The 25065-nt window shown below is 55.5% G+C and carries 18 protein-coding genes and 1 tRNA gene; 12 read left to right on the top strand and 7 right to left on the bottom strand.

Going from position 1 to position 25065, the window contains the following annotated elements:
• Positions 1-67: 67 nt before the first annotated feature.
• Positions 68-973 (bottom strand): formylglycine-generating enzyme family protein, encoded by a 906-nt coding sequence (locus Mal52_RS08760; RefSeq protein ID WP_231962567.1) that lies wholly within the window; start codon positions 971-973, stop codon positions 68-70.
• A gap of 239 nt (positions 974-1212) precedes the next feature.
• Here Mal52_RS08760 and mazG point away from each other — a divergent pair, with 239 nt between their 5' ends.
• The 6 genes from mazG to Mal52_RS08730 all read left to right on the top strand — a co-directional run bounded on the left by mazG (position 1213) and on the right by Mal52_RS08730 (position 12801).
• Positions 1213-2085 carry a nucleoside triphosphate pyrophosphohydrolase gene (gene mazG / locus Mal52_RS08755; RefSeq protein WP_231962565.1) on the top strand — a complete coding sequence of 291 codons (873 nt, stop codon included), beginning with the start codon at positions 1213-1215 and terminating at the stop codon, positions 2083-2085.
• A gap of 125 nt (positions 2086-2210) precedes the next feature.
• Positions 2211-3410 (top strand): methyltransferase domain-containing protein, encoded by a 1200-nt coding sequence (locus tag Mal52_RS08750; RefSeq protein ID WP_145375485.1) that lies wholly within the window; start codon positions 2211-2213, stop codon positions 3408-3410.
• A 70-nt stretch (positions 3411-3480) separates the two neighbouring features.
• Positions 3481-3990, top strand: coding sequence for a hypothetical protein (locus Mal52_RS08745; RefSeq protein ID WP_145375484.1), 510 nt, complete (start codon positions 3481-3483; stop codon positions 3988-3990).
• Positions 3991-4411: 421 nt separating this feature from the next.
• Complete coding sequence (locus Mal52_RS08740) at positions 4412-8863, top strand: tetratricopeptide repeat protein (protein ID WP_145375483.1); 4452 nt, start codon at positions 4412-4414, stop codon at positions 8861-8863.
• Between the two features lie 181 nt (positions 8864-9044).
• Positions 9045-10901 (top strand): coiled-coil domain-containing protein, encoded by a 1857-nt coding sequence (locus tag Mal52_RS08735; protein WP_145375482.1) that lies wholly within the window; start codon positions 9045-9047, stop codon positions 10899-10901.
• A gap of 181 nt (positions 10902-11082) precedes the next feature.
• Entirely contained in the window at positions 11083-12801 is a 1719-nt protein-coding gene (locus Mal52_RS08730) for a glycerol-3-phosphate dehydrogenase/oxidase (protein ID WP_145375481.1), read from the top strand.
• A 21-nt stretch (positions 12802-12822) separates the two neighbouring features.
• On the opposite strand, the gene Mal52_RS08725 is transcribed toward Mal52_RS08730, so the two are convergent.
• From Mal52_RS08725 to Mal52_RS08710, 5 genes are all read right to left on the bottom strand, one after another.
• Positions 12823-13851, bottom strand: coding sequence for a hypothetical protein (locus tag Mal52_RS08725; RefSeq protein ID WP_145375480.1), 1029 nt, complete (start codon positions 13849-13851; stop codon positions 12823-12825).
• A gap of 233 nt (positions 13852-14084) precedes the next feature.
• On the bottom strand, positions 14085-14525 hold the full coding sequence (locus Mal52_RS08720; RefSeq protein WP_145375479.1) for a putative signal transducing protein: 441 nt from the start codon (positions 14523-14525) through the stop codon (positions 14085-14087).
• Positions 14526-14715: 190 nt separating this feature from the next.
• The gene (locus Mal52_RS08715) at positions 14716-15081 is read right to left on the bottom strand and encodes a hypothetical protein (RefSeq protein ID WP_145375478.1); all 366 of its coding nucleotides are present in this window, start codon (positions 15079-15081) and stop codon (positions 14716-14718) included.
• Positions 15082-15141: 60 nt separating this feature from the next.
• Positions 15142-15276 carry a hypothetical protein gene (locus tag Mal52_RS30360; RefSeq protein ID WP_261343634.1) on the bottom strand — a complete coding sequence of 45 codons (135 nt, stop codon included), beginning with the start codon at positions 15274-15276 and terminating at the stop codon, positions 15142-15144.
• Between the two features lie 38 nt (positions 15277-15314).
• Positions 15315-15396, bottom strand: a tRNA-Leu gene (locus tag Mal52_RS08710).
• Between the two features lie 695 nt (positions 15397-16091).
• Here Mal52_RS08710 and Mal52_RS08705 point away from each other — a divergent pair.
• On the top strand, positions 16092-16832 hold the full coding sequence (locus Mal52_RS08705) for a class I SAM-dependent methyltransferase (RefSeq protein ID WP_197534759.1): 741 nt from the start codon (positions 16092-16094) through the stop codon (positions 16830-16832).
• Positions 16833-17047: 215 nt separating this feature from the next.
• Here Mal52_RS08705 and Mal52_RS08700 read toward each other — a convergent pair whose 3' ends face one another.
• A complete protein-coding gene (locus tag Mal52_RS08700; protein ID WP_197534562.1) occupies positions 17048-18265 on the bottom strand; it encodes an IS4 family transposase in 1218 nt (405 codons plus the stop codon).
• A 312-nt stretch (positions 18266-18577) separates the two neighbouring features.
• Here Mal52_RS08700 and rfbD point away from each other — a divergent pair, with 312 nt between their 5' ends.
• From rfbD to Mal52_RS08675, 5 genes are all read left to right on the top strand, one after another.
• Complete coding sequence (rfbD, locus tag Mal52_RS08695; RefSeq protein ID WP_145375476.1) at positions 18578-19426, top strand: dTDP-4-dehydrorhamnose reductase; 849 nt, start codon at positions 18578-18580, stop codon at positions 19424-19426.
• Positions 19427-19508: 82 nt separating this feature from the next.
• Positions 19509-19949, top strand: a complete 441-nt coding sequence (locus Mal52_RS08690; RefSeq protein ID WP_145375475.1) for a hypothetical protein — start codon at positions 19509-19511, stop codon at positions 19947-19949.
• Between the two features lie 197 nt (positions 19950-20146).
• A complete protein-coding gene (locus Mal52_RS08685; RefSeq protein WP_145375474.1) occupies positions 20147-21553 on the top strand; it encodes a hypothetical protein in 1407 nt (468 codons plus the stop codon).
• A gap of 70 nt (positions 21554-21623) precedes the next feature.
• The gene (locus Mal52_RS08680; protein WP_145380582.1) at positions 21624-22706 is read left to right on the top strand and encodes an AAA family ATPase; all 1083 of its coding nucleotides are present in this window, start codon (positions 21624-21626) and stop codon (positions 22704-22706) included.
• A 265-nt stretch (positions 22707-22971) separates the two neighbouring features.
• On the top strand, positions 22972-25035 hold the full coding sequence (locus Mal52_RS08675; protein ID WP_145375473.1) for a hypothetical protein: 2064 nt from the start codon (positions 22972-22974) through the stop codon (positions 25033-25035).
• The last annotated feature ends 30 nt before the right edge of the window (positions 25036-25065 follow it).

Raw genomic sequence — 25065 nt, 5'->3', positions numbered from 1 at the left:
GCGACGGAAAGTAACGTCAAAATGGCCACAAATTTGGAATATTCACAATATCGATTTCGAGAGGAAATTAAGGTTTGACGCGATCTTTCACGCAACGAAACCCAACAGCATCGTCTTTCATACTGTTCGCCCCCTTTTTTCGAACGCTGCTTCTCAGTTCTTCGTAGCGATCTTTCCAAGACCCACCACGCATCACAACCTGCCCGTCTTTGCCCAACGCACGCTGTGGGGCATGACTTTTTCCGTCTGTCGGGGCCGCCGAATAATCATCGCTCCAACTGTCGCTGACGAATTCCCACAGGTAGCCATGCATATCGTACAGGCCCCACGCATTGGGTTTTAGCGCGCCGACTGGGGGGTCGTTGCCCGCCGCATTTCCCGTGTGCCAAGCATACGCACTCAACTCCGAGGCCTGATTGTCGACGTCTCCGTCGGCCGTGGCACTCTCCCCAAAGCTATAGGCGGTCGTTGTCCCCGCTCGGCAGCAATATTCCCACTCCGCTTCACTCGGAAGTCGGATCTCTTCGTCCGGTTTCAGCAATTGGGCAGCACGCATTTTTTTCGTCGCCCGGCGACAGAATTCAACAGCCTGTTGAATGTCCATCATCTCGACAGAATTCCGCGGACCTTTCCACCGACTGGGATTCTCTCCCATGACAGCTTCGTAAAGATCTTGCGGCACTTCGTATTTGGCCATCCAAAAATCGTATTTGAACGTCACCTTCCGCACCGGACGCTCCGTTGCCTCACCCGTCTCGCTTCCCATCGAGAACGATTCAGGAAACTTCCCCTTGCCTGGCGTGATGTGCACGAACTCTTTGTTGAACGTTTTCAGCAAGGCCATTTCTTTTTTCTCGATTTGAGCAGCCTCATCCGCCCACCCCCAAGCAGCCACGATGCTCACCGCCCCAAAGGTAACAATGACCGGGACCAACACCTCACGCGACAACAATGTTCGGCCAACCTTTTTCACAACGACTCCTCGTGCAGGTGGTTGAGTTGTTCAGTATTCTTCTCGACAACCCCAACCGCATCATATCGTCGCGGTCACCATTTGCCAAAGGGCATTCCTGGCGAACTTTACAACGCCACCGCCACTACTTAGAAATGACCCAAGTGTAATCACCATCGTCATCATTGCCCCTCCGCTTTTCAGATTTCGTTTCCACTATGCCGCACACTGAGAAAACACCTTCTGATCCGCCGTCAGAGATGGGTATCCCCCCGGAGTCACAAAAGCTCAGTGAGGTCTTTGTCCAACTGGTGGAAGTCGTCGCCCGTTTGCGCAGCCCTACCGGTTGCCCATGGGATCGCCAACAAACTCTCGAATCGATCAAGCCCTACACCCTTGAGGAAACCTACGAACTGCTCGAAGCGATTGATTCAGGCGATGATGAATTGATCATCGAGGAATTGGGAGACGTTTTATTGCAAGTCGTCCTCGACGCGCAGATAGCCGCCGACGAGCGCCGCTTTGATTTGATTCCCGTTATCGAACGAATTACGGAAAAACTGATTCGACGGCACCCGCATGTCTTCAGCGATGCACAAGCCGAGACTCCCGAGGATGTGCACCGGCACTGGGACCATGCGAAAGGTCAAGAAAAACAGCGGCCGTCAGCGTTGTCAGGAATCCCCCCCGCATTGCCCGCATTGGCCCATACCAAAAAACTCTCCAGCAAAGCCGCCAAGGTCGGGTTTGATTGGCCCCGGCGAGAAATGCTGTTTGATAAACTCCGCGAAGAGATCAGCGAATTGGCAGACGAACTTTTTCCCGACGGCGAAGTGCCCGACGTGCCCGCTTCGGTCGCCGGACAAGTCGAAACCGACGAACCGATCAGCGATGCCGCTCAACAATCGCGGATTGAAAACGAACTGGGTGACCTGTTGTTCGTGGTCGCAAACATTGCGCGACGGTGGAAGATCGACCCCGAACAAGCGCTGCGAAAAAGCAATGCAAAATTCACCGCACGGTTTCGTTACATCGAAGACCAATTGACAACAGTCGGCCGCGACATTCGCGAAGCAACCCTCGACGAAATGGAAGCACTCTACCAGCAAGGCAAAGCCAAAGAAAACCATTAACACTCCCTCGATAGCGACTTTCCAATGTGAACTGACGCACTGAATCGCCGGCCGTGCTCGGCTTACAAATTCAACGCGCCGCCCAATCCTGATCCTCAGCCGTCAGCCACAGGAGTCATCCAACCATGTCACAAACGATACCCGATTCCCCCAACGCGACCCCGCTCAATGTCGAAGCCGCCGTCCGCGCCCGTTACGGGGCCGCTGCCGAAGCTGCCGAACCGCAACTATGTTGTGCGGTCGACTACAATGCGGAATACCTGAAAATCATTCCGCAGGAAATCATCGATCGCGATTACGGCTGCGGCGACCCCTCGCGGCATGTGCAGCCGGGGGAGACAGTGTTGGACCTCGGTTCGGGCGGAGGCAAGATCTGTTACATCGCCTCCCAAGTCGTCGGCCCCACCGGCCGGGTGATCGGCGTCGACTGCAACGACACCATGCTCGATTTGGCGCGACGCCATCGCAAGCCCATTGGCGACACCTTGGGTTACCACAACGTCGAATTTCGCAAAGGCCGCATTCAAGACCTGCAATTGAACCTCGACCTGCTCGATGACCACCTCAAATCCCATCAGGTCAACAGCAGTAGCGACTGGCTGCAGGCGCAAGAGCAGGCGCAGCACCTGCGCGAGACAGCTCCCTTGATCGACGACGATTCCATCGATGTGGTCGTTTCCAATTGCGTGCTCAATCTGGTGCGCAACGAGGACCGGCACCAACTATTCGCCGAGATTCATCGCGTGCTCCGTCGGGGTGGACGGGCGGTGATTAGTGATATTGTCAGCGACGAAACGGTCCCAGAGCATCTCAAACAAGACCCCGAACTGTGGAGCGGCTGCCTCAGTGGCGCTTTTCGCGAAGACGAATTTCTGGAAGCTTTCGAACAAGCCGGCTTTTACGGCATCGAGATCATCGAACGCCAACAAGCGCCTTGGCGCGTGATCGAAGGCATTGAATTTCGCAGCCTCACCGTCCGCGCCTTTCAAGGCAAAGCGGGCCCCTGCCTCGATCGCCAACAAGCGGTCATCTATAACGGCCCCTGGAAGATGGTGGTCGACGACGACGGCAATACGCTCCAGCGCGGAAAACGGATGGCGGTTTGCGATAAGACCTTCAACATCTACAATCAGTCTCCCTACGCAGATCAGTGCACGGCCATCGAGCCACAGGTCGAAATTCCCCTGGACGAGGCCACCGCATTTGACTGTTGTCAGAATGAACTCCGTCCTCCCAGTGACACAAAAAATGCCCCCGACAATGCTCTGGGCAGTTTGCCTCAGTTGCAGGACGGCGACTGCTGCGGGCCTTCTGGATGTTGTTGAGCTTGTCGTCAACACTTCCCAAGGTACTCAATCGACGGACCTTACAACGTTTAAGAAATGACTGCTCGCCATGGAACAATCATCTGATTTGAACCCGATTCTTTCCGCGTTCCAAAAAGACCTGCACGCGGGTACCCCTCCGCTCGATGCTCTGCGGGCCATATTGACAGCCACATCCGGCAGAGCCGTGGGACTTTGGCGTCGGCAAGACGATACGCTCCTGCAGATCGGATTCTGTACGGTCGACGACATGCCGGCGGAAACACACGATGCCTTTGCCGCAGCGACAAAACATGTGCCGCTGAACGAAACAGGACTGGGTATTGTGAAAGCGGTACAAACCGCTGCTCCCGCTTTGGCGGACCTCGATACTCAGGCAACGGTGTTGGAAACCTCCGCCACCTGGCTGGCCCGTTTCGCAGCACGGCGTTCATTGGCCGTCCCCACATTGTCCAACGGCACAATCAACGGGGTTTTAGCGGTTTCCACCGCCAAGGATTTGACCCCAGGGCACGCCGAGTGGGATTTAATCTGCCGCCTGGCCGCCGAACTGGGAGATTTGCTCCCGACCTCAGACTAGCGGCACGTTGCAAAAAGGCATCATGTTTCCGATTGGCAACAGCACCACAGGCTTGCGCTGCCAGAAAAAATGGTTGAAACGAATCTCGGATTGCCGCTGATTAAACGCATTGTTATTGACTTCGCCTATACTCCGTTTGATACTCCTGATGGAACGTTTTGTTCGCCAAAACGCCGCAATTCCGACGAAACCCCACGATCCAAAGACGATTGAACGTATATAGAGTGTACAGGAATCCCTGTGCGGAATAGGCGTTCCGTTTAAGCGAGTTCCGTCAGGGCTCCTTGACCTAGGGATCACCGACGGAATTGAAGTCGCATGCCGGGCAATTAGGCGAGCGAAATTTTTTCAGTCAGTTGTTTTCAGGCCGATGTTTCGCCCTCAGCAACAACAACGTCAGATACACAACGATCGTTGACTTATGCGGAAGCGTGGACAATTCCCAATTCAAACCCCTGACGGCGTGATGCTGCCGAGCCAAGGGGATGACGCCTGCGAGGTCATTCGCCCTGAGGGTGAAGCGGACCGCATGCAGCCATCGCAAAACTTTGTGCTCCGGGTCAACTACAGGCTGCTGATCGTCCTCGCCGCAATTTTGATCGTCTTGCCATTTCTCGTAATGGGAGTGCATGCGTTTCAGATGCAGCGGATGGGGACTGCATTGTTAGAACGCGCCGACCAAAACGAGGCTGAGGGAAACCTCGTTAAGGCAGCCTCGAATCTGGCGGGATATCTGCGGTTTAAACCCGATGACATCGACACCCGGATTCGGATGACGTTGCTGTTGCTAGAATCCGCTGATACTCCGGCGAGAAAACAAAATGCCTATGCCCAACTCAGTGCGGTGCTCGCCAAAGTTCCCGGCCGTGACGATCTAAGGCGCAAACGGGTCGACCTGCTGATTGGTGCCCCTCCTTATACCGAACAAAGCCTGACCCAAGCCGCCTACGACTTGGACGTGCTGATCGATAACCTGCGAGAAATTAAACCAGACGACGAATCGTTTGACGAAGTTCAGCAGGACCTGCTGGAGTTGTATTTGTTGCGTGCTGCTTGTTTCGAAATTTTACCCGACCCCAAAGGCGCGATTCTCGCCTATCGCTACGCCATTCGTATTGACCCGGGAAATGTCGAAGCCCGCCAACGACTGGCGACATTATTGTCCCGACAAGGCGAACGCGCTGAGGCAGAAGACGTTCTCAAAAAACTGGTGCAGATCCGCCCGAACCTGGCCGAGGCTTATGCAGCCCGCGCGAAATTCTACCTCGATGCGGGCAACCTCCAAGCTGCGATTCGCGACGCCCGGACCGCCTACGAAAAAGCGCCCGACAACTCGGACATTTTGCTCTTAGTCGCAGCCTTGATTTCTTCGGAATCCAAATCTCTCGGACAAATCCACAGCTTCGAAGTTCAGGATGTGCGTGAAAATTTAGAGAACGCCCTCAAGCAAGTCAGTGATGTTCCTGAAACGGATAAAGCCTCAACGGACCAAAACGAGCAACAACGCGCCATCCTCATCGAAGCATTGGCGAATTTAGATTTAGTCTCCGGGCAGTCCGAAGCGGCAATTCAAAGATTAACCGACGCGATCAAAAACTCCAAAGACAACGTTCAATTTCGGTGGTCATTGGCAAACATTCTTATCAGCCAACGCCGATTGCAGGACGCTCAGGTCCTGTTGGACGACATCGATGAACAGGACCTTCCCGGCCCACTCAAAAGTTTTTTGCAGGCCCGGATTCTCGAAGCAAAAGGGGAATGGCAAGCCGCCATTGATGCCAGCGATAAAATCGCCACCAATCGCACCTTGCAACGCATGTTCCCCGGCGGAATCGAAATTTTGCGAGCGCGTTGCGAAGGCAAACTGGGACATATTAAACAAGAACTCATCGCCTACCAACAAGCGGTGGATGCCAATTCCGGATCTGCTGAAGCCAGAATTGGTTTGGCAGGCGTACTCGCACGCATGGGACGCGTCAAACAAGCAGAAAGCGTACTGAAAGAAGCCTTCTCCTCGACCGGCGTTCCCCTGTTGCTGGCGCGTATCGCAATTGAAAAAAACCTGCAACTGCCCCCCAAACAGCGTGATTGGGCCCCAGCCCAACAGCAACTAGATATCGCCGCCAGCCAAGGTGAAGACCTCGTCGAAGTGCTGATTCTTCGTGCCCAGGTTGAACAGTATATCGGCAACCGTAAAGCAGCCAGACAATTTCTACAGCAGGCGCAACAGAGATACCCCGACCGGATTGCTCCTTGGGTCGCGTTGGCTGACCTAGACGCCCAGTCAGGTTCGCCGGAAAAGGCGCTGCAACGACTGAATGAAGCTGAACAGAAATTCGGCTGGCACCTCAGCATCGTTCAGGCCCAACTTTCGACCCTGTCGATGATCGACAAAGATAAAGCCCGGCAGTTTCTGGAAAAACTGGTCAAGCACCACGACGATTCGACGCCGCGGACTGCCATACTTCAACTGGCAGCGACCGCATACGAACAATTGGGCGACATTGACGAAGCTCTCGCCGCCTGGGAAGAATTCTCCCAACTGGAACCGGCAAATTTCCAAGCCTACTTGGTCCAATTCCAACTCGCGCTCAATGCATTGAAACTGGAACGCATCCAAGGTGCTGATGGAATCCTTGCCAAAATGGCCGGCATCGAAGGTAAAAACGGCGACCACGTCCGCTTATCCCGCGCGCAACTGTTGATCGCCGAAGCACGTCGCGGTGATCGACAACGTCTCGATCTAGCAAAAGAAATCCTCGACGACCTTCGCAACCGATTCATCTTGATCGACAAAGTTCTGGCGAGTCTTGCGGATTGGCAAGCGATTGAGGGAAATCAAGACGAAGCAACCGATTTGTATCGCGAGGCCATCGCCAAAGGTTCGACTGATCTCCGCGTGATTCGTGAACTCGTGAGACGACTCAATGCCGAATCAAATTTCCCCGAAGCCTCAGCAGTCATTGATCAATATCGCAAAAACTCCCGCCGCCCCCTCAACGACGAATTGCAATTCATGGCGACCGAAGCCTTGGCATTCGCCGGGGATTATGACCAGGCGATTTATATTGCCATGCAAAGCATTTCGCCCGACTCCACGAACTATAAAGAACAATTGTGGTTGGCCAACTTATTGATCGCCGCAGAAAAAACAAAAGAAGCTGAGATATCACTGAAGACCGCTTGGAATCTTGGACCGGATCATGTCGAAACCTGGGTGGCATTGCTCAATTTTCTCAAAGCTGAAGGCCGCACTGCCGAGATTGAAAAAATCATGCAGCAAGCGCTTCAGCAGTTTCCCAGCGACAAACAGCCCCTGGAACTGGCCAACATCTACGAAGCCAACGACGACATCGAAGCCGCTGAGAAATACTATCGGGCCGCTGTCGCACTTGATCCCAACAATGCCGACTTGCGTATTTCCATCGCTGAGTTTTTCAATCGCATCCGCAAACCGCAAGAAGCCGAACCACACCTGCGCCATATCCTCTCCGAGGAATCCAAGGCGACCGCCGCCGAGATGGCAACAGCGCGACGCGCATTGGCATTGGCACTGGCAGCCAACGGCGAGTATCCAAAATCACAATCCGCGTTGCGACTGGTCGAGAAAAACCTTGCTCAGGAAATCCAGACCACATCGGACCTGCGACTCAAAGCCTTGCTGTTGGCACGACAAAGCAGTCGCAAAAACCGCCGCCAAGCCTTACACATTTACCGGCAACTCAATGAGGAAGGACGACTCCTTCCCCAAGACCGCATGGTGCTAGCCAAATTGTTGCTCACGCTCGGCGAATGGCCGCAAGCCAAGGCCATTCTTCTGCAACTAATGAACGATCCCGCCTGCCCCCCATCGGATCTCGCCTTCGGCATTCGCACATTGATGAATCACAGCGAACTCGACCAGGTGGGCGAATTGATCGATAAACTCGCTGCAAAACGTGCCGATAAGCTACAAACACTTGAACTCAAAGCACGGTATCTGACGGCGCTGCGTGAGAACGACGAAGCCATTGCATTGCTGGAATCCGCTATGCAACCGGACGATGATCAACCCCCGATCGCAACCAAGTCGCAGATCGCCCTCATCTACCTCGGTTTTGCGGAATTCATGGATCGGACCGGTCGAACCGTGGACGCCGAACTGTTCTCCGATAAATCCAAAGAGTATCTGGACCAAACCAAGGCAGACAATCCCGCTCAAACGCTGCTGCTTGTCAGGTTGCTAAAACTTCGCGGCGAATACGAACAAGCCTTGGAATTACTCAACAAGTCCTGGACCTTGGCCCCACCCGAACAAATCGCTGAAGTGAGTTTGGGTCTGCTGAAAAAGGTTCCCAATTCCGACAAGTGGATTTCGAATTTCCGCAAACGAATTGAAGCTGAGATCGAGAAATCTCCGCCTTCTTCGCAACTATTATTCCAAGCCGCGAATTTAGCGCACTTACAACAAGACTACGATGCCGCAATCCGTTGGTATCGGCAAGCTCTCGTCTCTTCACCGAATTCCGTGATCATTCTCAATGAACTTGCCGTCTTGCTAGCCCTGAATCAACGCGATTTAGACGAAGCCTTGGAATTGATCAACCGCGCCATTTATCTCACCGGTCCCAATGCCATGCTGCTCGATTCGCGAGCCATGATTCATCTGGCCATGGGAAATGCCAATCTGGCAATCGACGACCTCAAGGTTGCCCTCGAAGAAGACGCCTCGCCGGCCAAGTATTACCACATGGCACAGGCCCGCCAACTGGCCGGAGATCAATTCGCCGCCAAGACCGCATTCCGCAAGGCACGGGCGACCGGGTTCTCCGCAGCACAACTGCACCCCTTGGAACAAAGCCGTTTCCAGGAACTAAGCAGCAAACTGAATTAGCCTCGCATGCCCCCCCCCATTGCGATTCGCTGCTGTTACGCTCACTACAGCCCGCGTAACCGGTCCCACAATTGGACGACCCGGGCGGGATCTGAGACATGAGGATGATCTGTAAGCTAGGTTTGTAGGATAAGAACCTCACCCTCGATCAAATCCTGACTCGAAAGTCGACGACCGCACGATGGCCGGACTTCCCACCGCCCAAGAGTTACGACAACTCCCACTTCGCGCTATCGTTGCCTACATCGTCCGCTGCGCTCAACGCGTCGCTCCTTTGTATCAACTCGGTGACGACAATCCCGACAGCCCCAAATGCGTCTCCGCCGTGCAAGAAGCGCTCTCGGTTGCGATCGATTTTGCATCGGGTATCACCATTGAGCAAAAACGGGTCAAACGCGCAGAAGAAGCCGCCATCGCTGCCGTGATCGCCGCGACGGAATCGCCCAATGTTGGGGACAAAGCCGCATATGCTGCCAATGCCGCTTATGCGGCAGCCAATACCACCTCAGCAGCCCTGGAGTTGCTCAAAGCTCGCCAAAATAAAGCTGAAATCGCCAAAGCTGTCGTCATCGCCGCAATCACCGCCGTCGATGCTGCCGTAGCTGTGGATAAGGCCGTTACTCAAGCCGCCGGCTTTGACTGGCAAATGCTCAAACGTATGCAATTGGGCCGGTTTCCCGATCTGGGAGATCCCGTCGATCCGACGACCAAAGGCGTACTTGGACCGCTGTATCGCAGTTGGCATGGGAAACCTGCCGCAGACTTAACCGCAGCCAGCCCCGTTCGGTCCACTCCACAACCCACGAAACCTGTAAAACAACAGACTCAAACAAAGGCCGTCGAAACTCCACAGCCCGCGCAATCGACTCAGGAACTCGAACGGTTACGGGCTGACGTCAAACGTCTCGAATCAGAACTCAGCCTCCTGCGCAACGAAGAGCGGGGACTCGAAGCGGCCCACGCTGAACAACAAGAACAGTGGCGGCAACTCTCCGAACAGCGCACCGAACTAGAAACCGCCCGCCAGGAACTCCAAACTGCCCAAGAAGCCTTCAACACCCAGCAAGAAGACCTGAAAAACCGTACTGCTGAATTCCAGTCGCAGCGCGAGCAATTCGAACAACAAAGCCACGACCTCCAAGCACGGGCCGATGGTTTTGACGCCGAACGCCGTGAGCTGGATGAAAAGTGGGAAACGCTCAAACAAGAACAACAACAAGTTCAACAAGACGCCGCCGCCGCTGAACAATGCCGCCAAGAGACGACCGCCGCGCGGGAAGAACTCGAACAAACCCGTCACGAAGTCGGCCAACGCAAAGAACAAACCGCAGCAGAAGCAGCAGAGCTGCAAACCCGACAAGCAGAATTCGCTCGCCAACACGAAGAACTGACCCAACAACAACAGGAATTGAGCGAACAACGCGAATCCTTAGAAGCCAACCGCACGGAGTTGGAGTCGCTGTGGAGCAAACTTGAGGCAGATCGCTATCAAGTACAGACTGACCGGCAACAGCTCGACGAAGAACGGGGAGAATTGGACCGCATCCAATCGGATCTCGACCCCCAACGCAAAGAACTGCAAGAGGCTCGCCACCAACTCGAAGAGGAACAGAACTCCCTCGCCGAGCAGCGTAAAGCCTTGGAACATAGCCAACAAGAATTACGCGAGGAAACCGAAGCCCTCGAGAAAATTCGCGAACAAATCGATAGCGACCTCGATGCGTTGGCTGACAAACAAGCAGCACTCGAAGGTGAACGGGAAGAACTACAACAAGCCCGTGCTGATTTCGAACCGAAACTTCAAGAACTCGCCGCCGAACGCGAATCCGTTCAAACCGAGCGAGACGAATTAGAGCGGGAACAACGCAAAGCCACCGAACAAGCCCTGCTGATTGCCGACGAAGCGCAGCAATTGGAACTCCAGCGTGCCGAATTGCAGCAAGAATGGCAATCCGTCGAAGACGACCGCAACGGCCTACGCCGGCACCTGGAACAATGGTTGGAAACACTCAGCGTCCCTGTCGACGTCGCCGAGTAAGGCCACCCCAGCCTCTCGCGGATAAAACGTCGCCAGCCTCATCCTTCGCAGTGCGATGAACCGGCTGCGTTGATCTTACAAAAAAGGATGTTCGCTCCCATTCACCCGCCACTCAGGCTACAATTCCGGTCACCCTCGGGACCAAGTGACACATCAGCCTCAAACACAGTAAGCCCCCACGATGGACCGCCCACCAGCCCCGCTTGTGTTGATCCTCGGAGCCGGAATCAATGGTGCCGCCTGCGCGCGGGAATTGGTTCTCAATGGCGTTTCCGTTGTGGTGGTCGACACCGCCGACATCGCTTACGGGGCCAGTTCCAAATCCTCTCGACTCATTCATGGCGGGCTGCGCTATTTGGAATACGGTGAGTTCCACCTCGTGCGGGAGTCCCTCGAAGAACGGACGCGGCTGCTCCGCCAAGCTCCGCAATTTGTCCGGCCGCTGCGCCTGTGCATTCCCGTCAACAACCGGCTCTCCGGCGTGCTCCCCACGATGCTCCGCTTTCTCAAACTCGAAGGCTGGGCCGATTCCTGGAGCAAACGACATCAAGGCACAGCCGCCAACCACAAGACCCGCGGAATGTGGCTGGTTCGCGCCGGTTTGAAAATGTATCAAATCTACGCCCGCGATCGCACCATGCCCAAGTACAGTGTCCACAACACCGGGGAAGAAGGTTTGCCACGGGTGGATGCCCAAAAATTCCCCTGGCTGTGCGCTTACAGCGACGGACAGATCGTCAATACCGAACGCTGGATCTTGGCGCTGTTCGAGGACGCTCGGCAAGTTGCTGCGGAAAAACAACTGCGCTTCGACATCCACACCTACCACCGCGCTGAGATTGATTCCGATCACGTTGACATTGTCAGCCTCGAGAACGGCCAACCAATCACGCCCGCCATTCAACCCTCGCTCATCATCAACGCCACCGGCGCCGGCGGCGATGCAACGCTCAAGCAATTGGGTGCCAATTCGCCGCAACTGTTCGCCGGCACCAAAGGCAGCCATATCCTTACCTACAATCCCCGGCTCAAAGCCGCGCTGCACGAACAAGGAGTGTACGCCGAAGCCCCCGACAACCGGTTGGTCTTCGTGCTCCCCTTCGACGATGCCGTGCTGGTCGGCACAACGGACGAACCGTTCGATGCCCCCCCCGAAACGGCAAACGCCACCGATGACGAGATCAACTACCTCATCGGTGCCGTCAACGATTTGTTTCCAAACGTCGATTTAACCCGCGGGGACGTCTCGTTGCATTACAGCGGAATTCGCCCCTTGCCCAAATCGTCTGCCAAGTCCCCCGGCGCCGTCACCCGCCGGCATTGGATCGAAGAACAGCAAATCGGAAAACTGCCGGTCCTCACGCTCATCGGCGGAAAATTAACAACCTGCCGCGCGCTCGGAGAGCAGACCACTGACCGCGTGCTCGAATTAATCAATCAACCCCGCATCGCCAACACCCGCGACCGCTACGTCCCCGGCGGCAAAGATTACCCCGCCAATGCCACAGCCCTGCAAGCTGAAATCGCTCGCCTCGCGGAAAGTTCCGGTTTATCCCCCGACCAAACCACAGCAGTCTGGCGGCTATTCGGCACACAAACCGCGGAAGTCCTCAAAGCTTGCCCCGGCTTGCCGGGCGAGAACTTACCGGGAACCCACCTGCCGCTGCCGGTCATCCGTTGGATCATTGTCCACGAATGGACATCCACACTCGGCGACCTCGTCGAGCGCCGCATCTTACTGATGTTCGAGCCATCCCTCTCCCGACCGGCACTGGAACAACTGGCAACCTTGCTCGTCGAAAGCGGCAAACTCAACGCAGACGCAGTCGACGCTGCCATCGAAACCACGATCGCAAGACTAGCCGAGTTCTACGGCATCACCGTTGCTGCTGCGGGGTGAACAGATCGCATGCTCCCCACGTTACTGTTCCTCGCCCACTTCGACCGACGCCTCTTCGTCTGGAGTCTCTGCCGGTGTCTCTTCAGGTGCCTCTTCCGGTGTGGTCTCTTTCACCGGTGCCTCATCGGACGGTGTTTCTACGACGGACTGGTCTTGGGGCCTGAGCGTCTTGATGCAATTCGCGAAGTATTCGACCTCCTCCCGTGAGTAATACTCAGCAGCTGCTTCTTGGAAGACCAGACGATCGTCGCCAACCTTGACCAAGGCCATAAAGTCATAGACGGGGCCTTCGCCAATAAGCGGACCGAGATCACCAAAATTATAAATGACCGTTTGGTCATTCAATATTTCGATATTCCCGGAAGGAAGTTCGTACAAATTTTGGATATATTTCTTCAGATCCTCAACGGTTTCATATTCCGAATTCTTGCTCATCTGCCATTCAATCAACTTTCCGTAATGGAAGTAGACGGTCATCGAATCCGTTCCATCTTCGTCATCGTCATCTGAATCGGAGTTTTCGACCGCTTCAACCGTCGTCCCTTCGGGCATGTCGATGACCAGCGGCAATCCCACCGCAGCGAGATCCAAGGGAGCCAACTCAGCTTCGGCCATTTCCGCAGCACGTTGTTCCCGCGCTGCCCGGGCCTCTGCTTCCATCTCCTCAATTCCCTCTTCAATTCCCTCTTGCACCTCAGCGATGACTTCTTGCGCTCTTTCGATCACCATATAGGCCACACCCCCACACGCCAGCAGTAAGAGCAGAAAACCAGCTCCCACTACCATCAGCACGATTTGTGTGCCGCTCAATCCCTGCCGCGGCGACTGATCTTCATAGGCAGGCCCGCTCGGGCGGCGACGTCTCGGGGGCAGCGCTGCGTGTTCGCCGAATTCGTCATCATCATCCAAAACCTCGACCGCCTCAATCGGTTCCTCTGCGGGGACGTAGATGATCGTTTCACACTCCTTACAACGAATCTGCCGTCCGGCGATGTTGTCTGAAACGTTGTAGGATTTTCCGCAATTGTTGCAACTGACTTGAATCGTCATACTCGCGCTCGTCTCTATTGTGTGGAAGGGGTCGAGTGGAAAGGATGTGTGCTTGCCAACCTCGCCATCAATGACATCGCCCTCAAGGAAACCAAATTTCTCACGCACGCGTGAACGCCTGCGGCGCGTACTTCGGTCTGCTACCGCAAATCAAATGAAATGTTCACATAAGCTACTCGACTGCGGAACAGTGAGTCAAATCTTGATCCGAAGATTCGATACTGCATGACGGCTCATTCGTCCACTGCAGCTTCCTCGTCCGACCAGTCAAAATCATCATCGTCGTCGCCCACGTCGAGGTACTCACCGCAATGCGGACAGGTCTCAACCGTCCCAATTTTAGCGGCGGGAAACTCCATGCGCCGGCCACACCCCTCGCACTCCGCTTCAACCGTCTCACTCACCGCAGTGTCATCGCTCCCCTCCCCGCGACGTTTGCGTTGCGTCTGCTCAAACTCCTCAATGATCGGCACCGCGCGCTCCACATCGGCCTTCTCGACAAAGACCTGCGGCTTGTGGATTTCCGGCAGCGCCCCGAACGCCCACATCCCCCCCGGCGACATGTCTTCAATGATGTGAGCCTCGATCCCCGATTGCTGCAGGGCAAAACAAACGTTCTGCGCTTCGGTATTCTTCGCCGCGTTGTAAACGGCAACTGGATCTTTGAGGGCCATGATCACCTAATTCCCAGATTTCCGGACGTGTGGTCGCTTCGCGAACAACTCGAAATGTTCTCATAAACTACCCCTCACCACAGCGGCGAGTCAAATTTTGATCCGCAAATTCACGCATCAGAGAAATCGCAGCAATCGCCCCGGACGCCTCATCAGCTTGGATTGAAGCGTCTCCGTTGAACCGAAAGCGTCATTGATGTGTACGGCGATTGATCGTTGCGTATCGGAGACCACAGATCACGCTCAATTGAAAACAGCCAATGCCCGACCATCCCAAGATGTCATCCAGCAAAAGCTCTGGTTTCATACAAAACATGATGGAGGCAACCAGTAGCAAGACCGCTCCAGACAGGAACGAGATCAAGGCTAACATTCGCCAACGATGCGCCGCCGGAGTCAAAGGCGGCGCGTCAAACGCCTCCGCCGCCGCCAACTTTGCATTGGCCCCACCAGTGAACAATTCAGCGAGAATGGTCAATAGGAAACCAGTCAATATTGTTGCCTTTAGCTTCAGGTCAATATGCAGTGATCCCCAAGGATCTTTGCGAGGCTGCATCGCTAAGTTTTTTCGATCAGCCCAAGCGTACAAGTGCCCAACGATAATTCTACCCAAAATTCACCAAGGCCGCGTCGGCAATTCCCCCACCGCAATCGCCGCCAACTGTTCAGCCGCATACGGCGACGCCACGACGTTTGCATCCAAATGCCGCGAGAGCATTTTTCCCGGGACGCAAACAAAAACAGGACTCACGCCGAAATCGACGTAAGTCCTTCTCTAAGAAAACAAATTGGGGCTGACAGGAATCGAACCTGCACTCCCGAAGGAACTGGATCCTAAATCCAGCGCGTCTGCCAGTTCCGCCACAGCCCCGGTGCGAACTTCTTCGCTGACGTTGGTATATACGCCTTGGCGAACCATTTGGCAACATTCGCTCTCCACGAATTTTCAACAATCCACCGACTGTCTAAGTGGAATAGGGTATACCCTAAGAAAAAAATGCCGCAACATGCTGAATTTGGTGCCACAGGAGGACTTTTTGCCCATGGTAGGGGAAATACTACCTAGAAGACCCGCACTCGGCGCATACCGCACGTTGACCTAGTCGCACATGTTCTGCGAGGCATTTATCCAGACCTGCCCACAATCTTCACAACCTCTTCACAAATAGACAGATGCGTCAGATTTCGACGACTCTTACCACAAAATCAACCACAATCAGCTTTGTAGTCGTTCTGACCATGAGAGATCACTGCAGACCGAGGAACTCCTCACGCATCCGTTGCTTCATCAAACAAGAGTGTAGAAAAAGGTTGCTCCCTGAATTTGATGTGACTAGAATCCAACTCGTGAACAGCCGGATGTTGGATTTTTGTGGTCCCTGCCCCACCGCAAAAGTACTCCCGGCTGTTTGCATTTCTACTCCATGAAATTCTCAAATTGCTGCTCGCCAGCGCATTTTGCACGGCCAACACGCTCATATTGACCGATTTCACCCATCTGAGATAGACTCCGCCCGCAAGTCGTCAAATTCCCGTCAGATTCCACGGAAGGGAGAGGGGAAAATCGTGAATCCAGCCACCCAGTCTCGTCTCAAAATCGCGTCCAGCGATCCGCCAGAACGGTATTCCCGGCGATTGCTACGGTATGTGGTGACCGAACACGAATTGTTACCCGGATCCCGCGTCCTGGAAATCGGTTGTGGGACCGGGCAGCTCACGCGTCATTTAGACCGGCTTTCGCTGGAAGTGACCGCCTACGAACAAGATGCCTTGTCACTCAAATCCGCCATCCAAACGCTTCCAGACGTCGAATTTCACCACTGGAAGGACGATGCCCAGCGACTGGGCGAAGATGGAAAATTTGATCTCGTCATCGTGCACGGCAGTGAATTGCTGACTGGTGACCTATTTGAGGACGCCACCTTGCGCTGGACGGCGCACATGGCCGGGTATTTGCGTGCCGGCGGATCATTGATGTTCCTTGTCCGGCACGATCCTGTTCAGCTCCAAAATCCAGTGGGACATCTGCCCTCCTGTTATACGCGGCTGTTCTCCCGTTTTCCCGGTTCGACGACCAAGATCATGGTGCCCGACGCGCTCTCTGATCAACGGACCTGGAATTGGGTGTTAGGACGCCGCCCACGCGCCGGGAAAATCGCAGTTTCGCTGCACTTGCCGAAACAAGCCATCTCGCGGTTCGAGTGGCACCAATGGATTGCCAACGAAACAGCACGACCGCAAGTCCCTTGCTGCCTTTGGGCGCGTCGCCAAGCGGCTGTCGATGTCCAAATTCGTCGCGCCGCCTAACAGCCCGCCCGAAAAAGGGTGCCACTGGTGGGCTTGTCCCAATCCTGTTCGGCTCGATTGTTGCTATTGTTGGGCGTGATGGCAAGGTGGCGGTGTGTTTGCTTGTTTTTTGGGGGAGGGCGTGGCTGCAAGGGCTGCGGTTGGTGGGGTGGGGAGTTGTCTCAGCGCAGCGTTGAGCGGCTCGTCATCTGCGGGGAGTCGCGGAGCGAGTGGGGTTAGACGCTTGTCGTGGCGTGCGGCGGCAAACGGTTTATGTGGGCCAGTAGTTCTTCTTCATCCGCCAAACCTTGGAAGTAATAACAAAGCATTTCATACGTCCGCAGCGTCGGCTTGCGGCCGGTCACTAGGCTGATCAGCAGGCAAGCGATGATCGCACAGTACGTTTGAATTTCGATTCCGTTGTCACAGTCGCTTAATAACTTGCGGCAGCCCAGCACATGTTTCAAAAACCGAAAGTACAATTCGATCATCCAGCGACTGCGATAAATCAACGCGATGATTTCCGCCGGCACGTCCAGCAAGTTCGTCACCAGCACGACGTCGTGCGTGGCAGCGGCCCGCTTGCGTCCGCCTCGCTTGGGATGCGTTTCGGCGCGAATCACCACCCGCCGCACGCGATGCTGCGGATGCTCAATCCGTCGCGATTTGGGCGAACCGAGTTGGCCGATGGCGTCTTCCAACACGCCCGCCGCCCGCGCCTCCTCGTCCAGTTCGCGAACCTCGTCAGCCGTAAACGCGCGGTCGTTGCGGATGCGGCAAACGTAGCTGCTGCCGACATCGACGATCGCGTTGAACAGCGAAAATTGTTCGTAACCGCGATCGATCACGTAGCAGCGATCCGGTTCCAATTGGCTGCGCAACACGTTTTTTTCATTGGCCGGTCCTTGGCCGCTGGCGTCGGTGACTGCCGATTTGACAGGCACGCCTTTGAGGATTTCAAAGTGCGCGTGCAGCTTAAAACCGCGATCGTTGCGGGTGGCAAAACAGGCCTGCGTGATTTGCGGCAGCTTCTTCAGCAGGCTGCCGTCGACGGCGGTCAAGGTCTGCGCGAAGTCTTTCAGCCGCGGGTCGCAGTCGGCGCGTTGCGGAGCGCGCTGGAGCAGTTCACCGGCGATTTCCCGCAGCAATTCCGGGTCAAACACACGTGCCGCTTCGGACAACGAACCCAGCGAAGCCCGTTGGCAGCCCAGCAAGCGCTGCACTTTTTTGAGTTGGCTGGTTTGTTGCATGCCGCGCAGCGAAGTGACGATCGGGTTGAACATGTACAGCAGTATCAACCCGCAATACTGATCAAAAAACAAGTCGCGATTGCCCGCTTTGTCCCGTTCGCAGCCGACGGGCCGCAAGCGTTTGAGCAGCGAAGAGATTCGTTTCAGATATTTCAGTCCGGTCAAATCCGCATCGGAAACCCGCTTCGCTTTCTTCCTGGCCACAGGGCGCCTCTCCGTCAAATTGGCAGTTATGAAAGACTACCAAAGCCCATGGCGCAAATTCCGTGCCGAACAGGATTGGGGCTTGTCCGCCAGTGCAAAACGCGCAACTACCAAAAACAGTGCTGGACTAGCCAGTCGTGGCCCCCGGCTCGCGAATGCTTTGGTTTTTCAAACTGCTGCTAACGCAACGCCCCCGAAATCCGCTATGGTAGTCACGATCAATTCGCGCGCCGACCTTGCTGCGTTGGCCTGCAATGGGGATCATTCTATTTTAATCAAACGATCACCTTCTCTTTCGGCTCGACGACATCCATGCGAATTGCACTGACTGGGGCGCGGGGACAACTCGCCAGCGACTTACTCCCTTTACTTGGAAACGACGTGGTCCCTTTGGGACATGCGGAGTTAGATATCACCCGCCCCGACGACGTCGCGGCCAAGTTGCGAGAAATCCAACCCGATTTCGTAATCAATTGCGCCGCTTACAACCTGGTGGACAAAGCCGAAGAGGAACCGGAAGTTGCGTATGCCGTGAACGCAACCGGACCGAAAAACCTCGCGCAGTCGTGCGCTGATTTGGGAATTGGATTGGCCCATATCAGCAGCGACTATGTCTTCGGGCAAGACGCGCAGCGTGCGGTGCCCTATACCGAAGACGATCCCCCCGGCCCGCAAGGCGCCTATGCCCAGAGCAAACGCGCCGGCGAGGAATTCGTCAGCAGCATTTGTCCGCGGCATTTCGTCATACGCACCTGCGGGCTGTATGGAATCGCCTCAACGCGGGGCAAGGGAAATTTTGTGGAGACCATGTTACGTCTCGGCAGCGAACGCGATCAGTTAAGCGTCGTGAACGACCAACGCTGCACCCCCAGTTGGACGGTCGACGTCGCCCGCGCTATTGCGGCCTTGATCGAAACCGATCAATACGGTTTGTATCACGCCACCAATTCAGGCAGCATGACCTGGTTCGAGTTTGCCGCAGAGATTTTCCGTCAATCGGGAACACAGGTCGAGCTGAGCCCCATAACAACCGCCGAATTCGGCGCCCCCGCTGCCCGCCCCCCCTACAGTGTGTTGTCCTGCCAAAAACTCACCGATGCAACCGGCCTGGAAATGCCCCCTTGGCAAGAGGCGTTGGCGAATTTTTTGTCGCGGCGTTAGTTCGACAGCCCGCCGCTTTGCTAGCGACGAAGGATCCGGGTATGCTCGTATTCGGAAATTGTCAGGTCAGTGGGAGGCATAGGTGACGTTACTAGAATTACAACCCAAGCTCCAGCAAGCGGTGGCCAATGGCCAGATTGGATCGCCGGTCGCGTTGCGTGTGTACCTCAAATCATCCCGCACTGATGCGGACCTCCAATCCGGTTGTATCACCGCCATGGGCATGGCGCGGGAATTGTTCGACAGTCCGCCGGCACGCTTGATGGTGCGTGGTGACCTTCAACGACAGGCGACAGTCTTGGTCACGTGCGCGTCGGGTACCACGTTGTTCGCTACTCTTGAGAGCGGCACGGTTGAGTCATCCAGCATCCAATTAACGCTCGTCGGCAATCACGGTATCGCGAACCTGGAATCAGCCGAATGGACGCCCGCAGAGCCGTCTAAAGAAACCCCCGAGTCAACCCGCTGGCGACAAGCGCTGTCCGAAAGCCACGCCACGGGAAAAGCCGTTGCGATCTCCTGACGGGAGGCTTGAGGCGAGAGGCGTGAGGAAAAGCGACTACGGCCAACACGACGAAAAACGGCACCAACCGCGTTGTTGCCCCTAAAAGGGGTGTCGCACGACCGCCGACACGGATACAATAACCGGCGTCGGCCTCTCGGCCTTAGACCGGGAAGTGCCAATGAATTCGTTCACACCCGAAAGACCAAGGAGCGCTCATGGGTTCCGCGGATAAATGGATCGATCAATTCCTCAAACGCGTGCGCATCGGAGAATTCCTCCGACGCGCGGCTGAGTTTGGCGCTGTCTTTCTTTTCAGCTTCGGCACTATTGTGCTGGTGGTCAAACTGTTGATCCCCCAATTGTGGCCGCACGTCTTATGGATCGCCCTTTGTGCAGTCCCCACGGCTGTCGCCGCCTGGTGGTATGCCCGCCGCAGTTGGTGCAGTCGCGACGATTCGGTCGCACTGTTGGATGAGGCCCTAGGGACCGGGGGATTATTGATGACCCTGACCGAACGGCCGGATCCGTTTTGGCGAGACCGCTTGCCAAAGTTGGACCTGCAGTACCGTCAGGCACTGCCCAAATACCGCCCCACGCGCTTTGCCAGTTATTTGGCGTTGCCGTTGATGTTCGCCGTGGCGGCCTGTTTTGTGCCTTTGAGAGAGGCCTCGACCGCACCGGTGCTGAAAAACACAGCGGCCCGCAATGCCACCGAACAGTTGGAGGAATTGCTGGCTGAACTCGAAGCGACCACCGTGTTGGAAGAAGCCGAAGAGGAAAAACTCAAAGAAGAAATCCAGCGACTCGTCGAAGAGACCGAACAGTCACCTTTGACCAGTGAGAAATGGGAAACGCTGGATGCGCTCCGTGAACGAATGCAAACGCGGATGACAAGTGCCGAAATCAACATGTCCAAAGCGACGGAAGCGGCCGAAGAATTACGGCGGGCCGAATTGAGCGGCGAGAAATTAACGCTGGAGCGCAAGCTGCTGTTGGAAAAACAATTGGCCGACGCCCTCAGCAAATTGAGCAAAAATGGCAACCTCGCCAATGCCCCCCAAGGGATGCAAGATGACCTGCAAAAACTGATGAAGAACGGAAAGCTGAAACTGGCTAAAGGCGGCGCCGCGCGGCAACAACAACTCGAACAACTGCGAAAGTTTCTAGAACAAGAGCAAGATAAACTGAAAGAGATCCGTAAAAATTGCAAAGCTTGCCAAAATGGCCAATGCCCAAACGGGCAGTGCGAAGGGGGGCAATGCCAAGGTGGGATGTGCCAAGGTCCGGGACAACAAGGCAGCGCCAATTCCAATAACGGCCGCCCCGGCAGCGGTGGTGTCAATCGCGGACGCGGCGATGCGGCGATGTCTTGGGGTGATGAATCGGATCAACAAGGGGTCAAATTTAAAGAGAGTGTCCTGCCGCAAGGATTCCGCGAACAGGCGAAGGATGAAATCGACAGTATTAAGGCCTCCGCGCCGGATGTCGATCCGGCTGCCGCTGCTCCCCGCAGTGCCGCGCACGACAGTGCGGCGTCCGCTGGGTCCACCACCGTGCAACGCCGCCTCAGCCCCAAACACCGCGCTGCGGTCCGCAAGTATTTCGATACCTCCAAACCTTGACGAATAATGCTTCCCCGTCATTTCACACACACACAAGACTGCGAATGATCACCTAGAGGAGACGCCCGTGATGGACCGTGAAAACGTGGGAACCGCCGACGCTACTGTCGACGGAGATCGTGACAGCGAACGCTTGGTGCCGCCGCACGAGCTTGAGGAGGCGCGAGCCACTTTACAACGACTGCTCTCAGGTTTGAAACGGGCGATTCTCGGCCAGGAGGAATTGTTGGAGTTGGTCGTCATCGCGCTGATGGCCCGTGGACATATGTTGCTCGAAGGGTTGCCGGGACTTGGCAAGACCGAATTGATCAAGTCGTTGTCCAAATTGCTCGGTTTGGATTTCCGCCGCTTGCAATTCACACCCGACTTGCTGCCGAGTGATATTGTCGGTTCGCCGATTCTGGAAGAGAACCAACAAGGATCCCGGAGCCTGGTGTTTCACAAAGGACCGATTTTCGCCAACTTAGTATTGGCGGACGAAATCAATCGCGCCAGCCCCAAAACCCAATCCGCTCTGCTGGAAGCGATGCAGGAACGCCGCGTCACTGTCCTGGGAGAAACGCATCCGCTCCCCTTGCCGTTTTTTGTTTTGGCGACACAAAACCCCATTGAATTGGAGGGGACCTATCCGCTCCCCGAAGCGCAGCTCGACCGATTCACGTTCAAACTCAGTGTGAATAACGTCTCCAGCGAGACGTTACAGGAGATCATCACCACACGCAGCCACGGACAACCGCCGGAACTTTCGCCGGTTGTCTCCGCCATGGAATTGGAGACGCTGTTTGACAAGGTCGACGCCATCCATCTGCCCCGCGCTGTTTCCGGATACATCGCCCGGCTGGTCACCGCCACGCATCCCGACCGTGCGGATGCTCCCGAAACGGTTCGCAAATTTGTCAAATTCGGTGCTTCGCCGCGGGCTGCGATCGCATTGGCCGGCACATCGCGCGCTGCGGCACTATTAGCGGGTAAACCGAACGTCGGTTTCGACGAAGTAAAAAAAGTGGCCGTCAGCGTCCTGGGGCATCGGTTAATTTTGGATTATGCCGCCCGGTTAGAAGGTTGGACCCCCGCAAAAATGATCCAAAGCCTGCTCGACGCCGTTCCCGAAGTCGGCCGGGATTTGCCCGAAGACTTATCCCCAGCCTCGTAGAGGGTGAATTTTCTATAAATCGTTTCAAAACCCTCTGACGCCTCCCACTGACACTGGTTTGAAAGTTTCGAGAACAAGCGCAACCCGGTTTTGAAACTGGTTCTAAGCATCAATCTTCGAATTACATTGAGGAATGAGCTCAGTTGAGACATTGTAATCAAAAACCTGCACGCTCCCCCCAGGGCCAACAGTGTGAGCAAGCAAATTGGCAACCTCTCGGGCGGCAATGCCTGACCGGGTTACTGGGTACGATCAAGGAGACGGCATGAACTCCAGGAGCGCTCGAACCAGCTTTTATGCAGCAATCCTGCTGCTGACGGCAACCGGCACACCCCAACTGTTCGCCTCCGGCTCTGATTTCACGCGGACCACCAAGGACCTGACGTTGACGGTCGATTCGCGCTGGGCGGGGGGCCGATACGGTGGCTACGCTCCCATAAGAATTCGCCTGCGTAACACCGGCAAACCGCAAGAACTCCTCTTTCGATTTGAATCGGACGGTTACGCCAAACTACCGCGCGTGCAACAACGCATTACGATCGGTCAAAACGAAACCCGGCAATTTACAATGGCTGTCCCTATGGTCAGCGAATCGGGATACGGTTCCTACGCCGGTGGACAGCTCACCGTACGCCGCAACGGTCGCGTGATTAAAAACCTCAGCGATTCGATTAGCCTTGCCGAGAACGGCTCGGATTCGGTGAATTGCCCCGCTCTGTTGGTGGTTTCGACAAAGAAAGTCGACTGCGAACCGTTTTCGTCCGCGGCCAACTCTCTCTCAGCGGCCAAAGGGATGACGAGCCCGTATGGCTCTAGCTCGTCGGAAGACTATCAAGTCATCGATCCGATCATGCTTCCCCAATCGGCGGTCGATTACTCGGGCCTAGACATCATGGCGCTCTCGTTGGAGACGCTGAAAAAGATCCCCGACGGCGCACGGTCCGCCATCAACAATTGGGTCCGCACCGGTGGAAAGTTGCTCGTCTACGAAACCGGAGCGGCAGCTGCCGATGTACCGGAACTGCGCGGGTTATTAGAACTCACCGACGCTGAGACATGGCGGCACGCCCCGATCAATGCCCGCAAACCGATCAAAATCATCACCGAAGAAGAGCTGCAGGGGATCGGGGTGAGCGAAATTGAAACGACTCCCACTGAAGTCTCCGGCGATTATGACTGGGAAAATTCCCCCAATACATTTGCCTTTCACCCACAGGTGCTGGGCTACGTTATCGCCATGCCCGACAACCCTTTTCCCGGCACGCCGCAAGATTGGGCGTGGATGATGAATTCGCTCACTCCCGATTCGTGGAGATGGACCACGCGGCAAGGAATCTCGACGCGACAAGCCGATTCATCCTTCGCAGATTTTGCAATTCCCGGTGTGGGTGGTGTCCCCAAAATCGCCTTCATCGTGTTGATTTCGGCATTCACGATTGTGATCGGCCCGTTGAATTACTTTTTCCTCAAGCGGCGGCAACAATTGTATTTGTTGGTGGTGACGATTCCCAGTATCGCCTTTTTGACCAGTTGTGCGTTGTTCGCTTATGCCGCTGTATCCGACGGATTTGGCGTCACCTCGCGCACGCGGAGTGTGACCCTCCTGGACCAACGCACCAAGACAGCGGTCGCCTTGGGACGCACCGCGCTGTACGCCGGTGTCGCCCCCTCGGATGGATTGCGGTTCGATGCCGACACCGCTGTGTTTCCGATTTGGTCAGCGGGTCAGGATTCGCCGCAAGGGTCGGTCGATTGGACAAACGGCCAACACTTTTCTTCCGGCTGGATCCGTTCTCGCACGCCGATGCAGTTTTTATCCACGGTCTGCCGCACCGAACGGGGCCGTCTGGAAATCACCCCCAGCAGCGACTCCGCCACGATCAACGTTGCCAACGGCTTGGCATGGAACATCGAAACTTTGGTCGTCATTGATGACGAAGGAAATACCTTTCTAGGTTCGGAACTCCCCGCGGGAGACTCAAATTCGCTCAAACGCACCAAAGCCGCTGAGGTCGTCTCTGTGCTCAAAAGACAGTACACGACGCATCCCCTTGAAATCCAACCAAGCGGAGCCGCACCTGTGACCTCCAGCACTTCCATCACGACATATTCGGGATACCCGTCGAACGAATACAGCTTGAATTTGAATTACACCGACGGCAATTTGGAGCGAACGCTCTCGCGGTTGCTCAAACCCAGAAACACGACGACACTAACCGATTTGCACCGCAGTTATATTGCAATCCTCAGCGAAAACCCTGGTGTCGAATTGGGTGTGGAAAACACCGATCCCAAAGGGGATTTCCATGTCATCTGGGGACAGTATTAACATCGCGCCGCTTCCGCTCTTTCCACCGCA

The sequence above is a fragment of the Symmachiella dynata genome (assembly GCF_007747995.1).
GTDB lineage: Bacteria > Planctomycetota > Planctomycetia > Planctomycetales > Planctomycetaceae > Symmachiella > Symmachiella dynata.
Note: the sequence above shows the minus strand (reverse complement) of the source record. Positions and strands in the feature narration are given on the sequence as shown.

Coding starts and splice junctions, on each gene's coding strand:
- mazG (WP_231962565.1), top strand. CDS start 1,213: ATGGGTATCCCCCCGGAGTCACAAAAGCTCAGTGAGGTCTTTGTCCAA.
- Mal52_RS08750 (WP_145375485.1), top strand. CDS start 2,211: ATGTCACAAACGATACCCGATTCCCCCAACGCGACCCCGCTCAATGTC.
- Mal52_RS08745 (WP_145375484.1), top strand. CDS start 3,481: ATGGAACAATCATCTGATTTGAACCCGATTCTTTCCGCGTTCCAAAAA.
- Mal52_RS08740 (WP_145375483.1), top strand. CDS start 4,412: ATGCGGAAGCGTGGACAATTCCCAATTCAAACCCCTGACGGCGTGATG.
- Mal52_RS08735 (WP_145375482.1), top strand. CDS start 9,045: ATGGCCGGACTTCCCACCGCCCAAGAGTTACGACAACTCCCACTTCGC.
- Mal52_RS08730 (WP_145375481.1), top strand. CDS start 11,083: ATGGACCGCCCACCAGCCCCGCTTGTGTTGATCCTCGGAGCCGGAATC.
- Mal52_RS08725 (WP_145375480.1), bottom strand. CDS start 13,851: ATGACGATTCAAGTCAGTTGCAACAATTGCGGAAAATCCTACAACGTT.
- Mal52_RS08720 (WP_145375479.1), bottom strand. CDS start 14,525: ATGGCCCTCAAAGATCCAGTTGCCGTTTACAACGCGGCGAAGAATACC.
- Mal52_RS08715 (WP_145375478.1), bottom strand. CDS start 15,081: ATGCAGCCTCGCAAAGATCCTTGGGGATCACTGCATATTGACCTGAAG.
- rfbD (WP_145375476.1), top strand. CDS start 18,578: ATGCGAATTGCACTGACTGGGGCGCGGGGACAACTCGCCAGCGACTTA.
- Mal52_RS08685 (WP_145375474.1), top strand. CDS start 20,147: ATGGGTTCCGCGGATAAATGGATCGATCAATTCCTCAAACGCGTGCGC.
- Mal52_RS08680 (WP_145380582.1), top strand. CDS start 21,624: ATGGACCGTGAAAACGTGGGAACCGCCGACGCTACTGTCGACGGAGAT.
- Mal52_RS08675 (WP_145375473.1), top strand. CDS start 22,972: ATGAACTCCAGGAGCGCTCGAACCAGCTTTTATGCAGCAATCCTGCTG.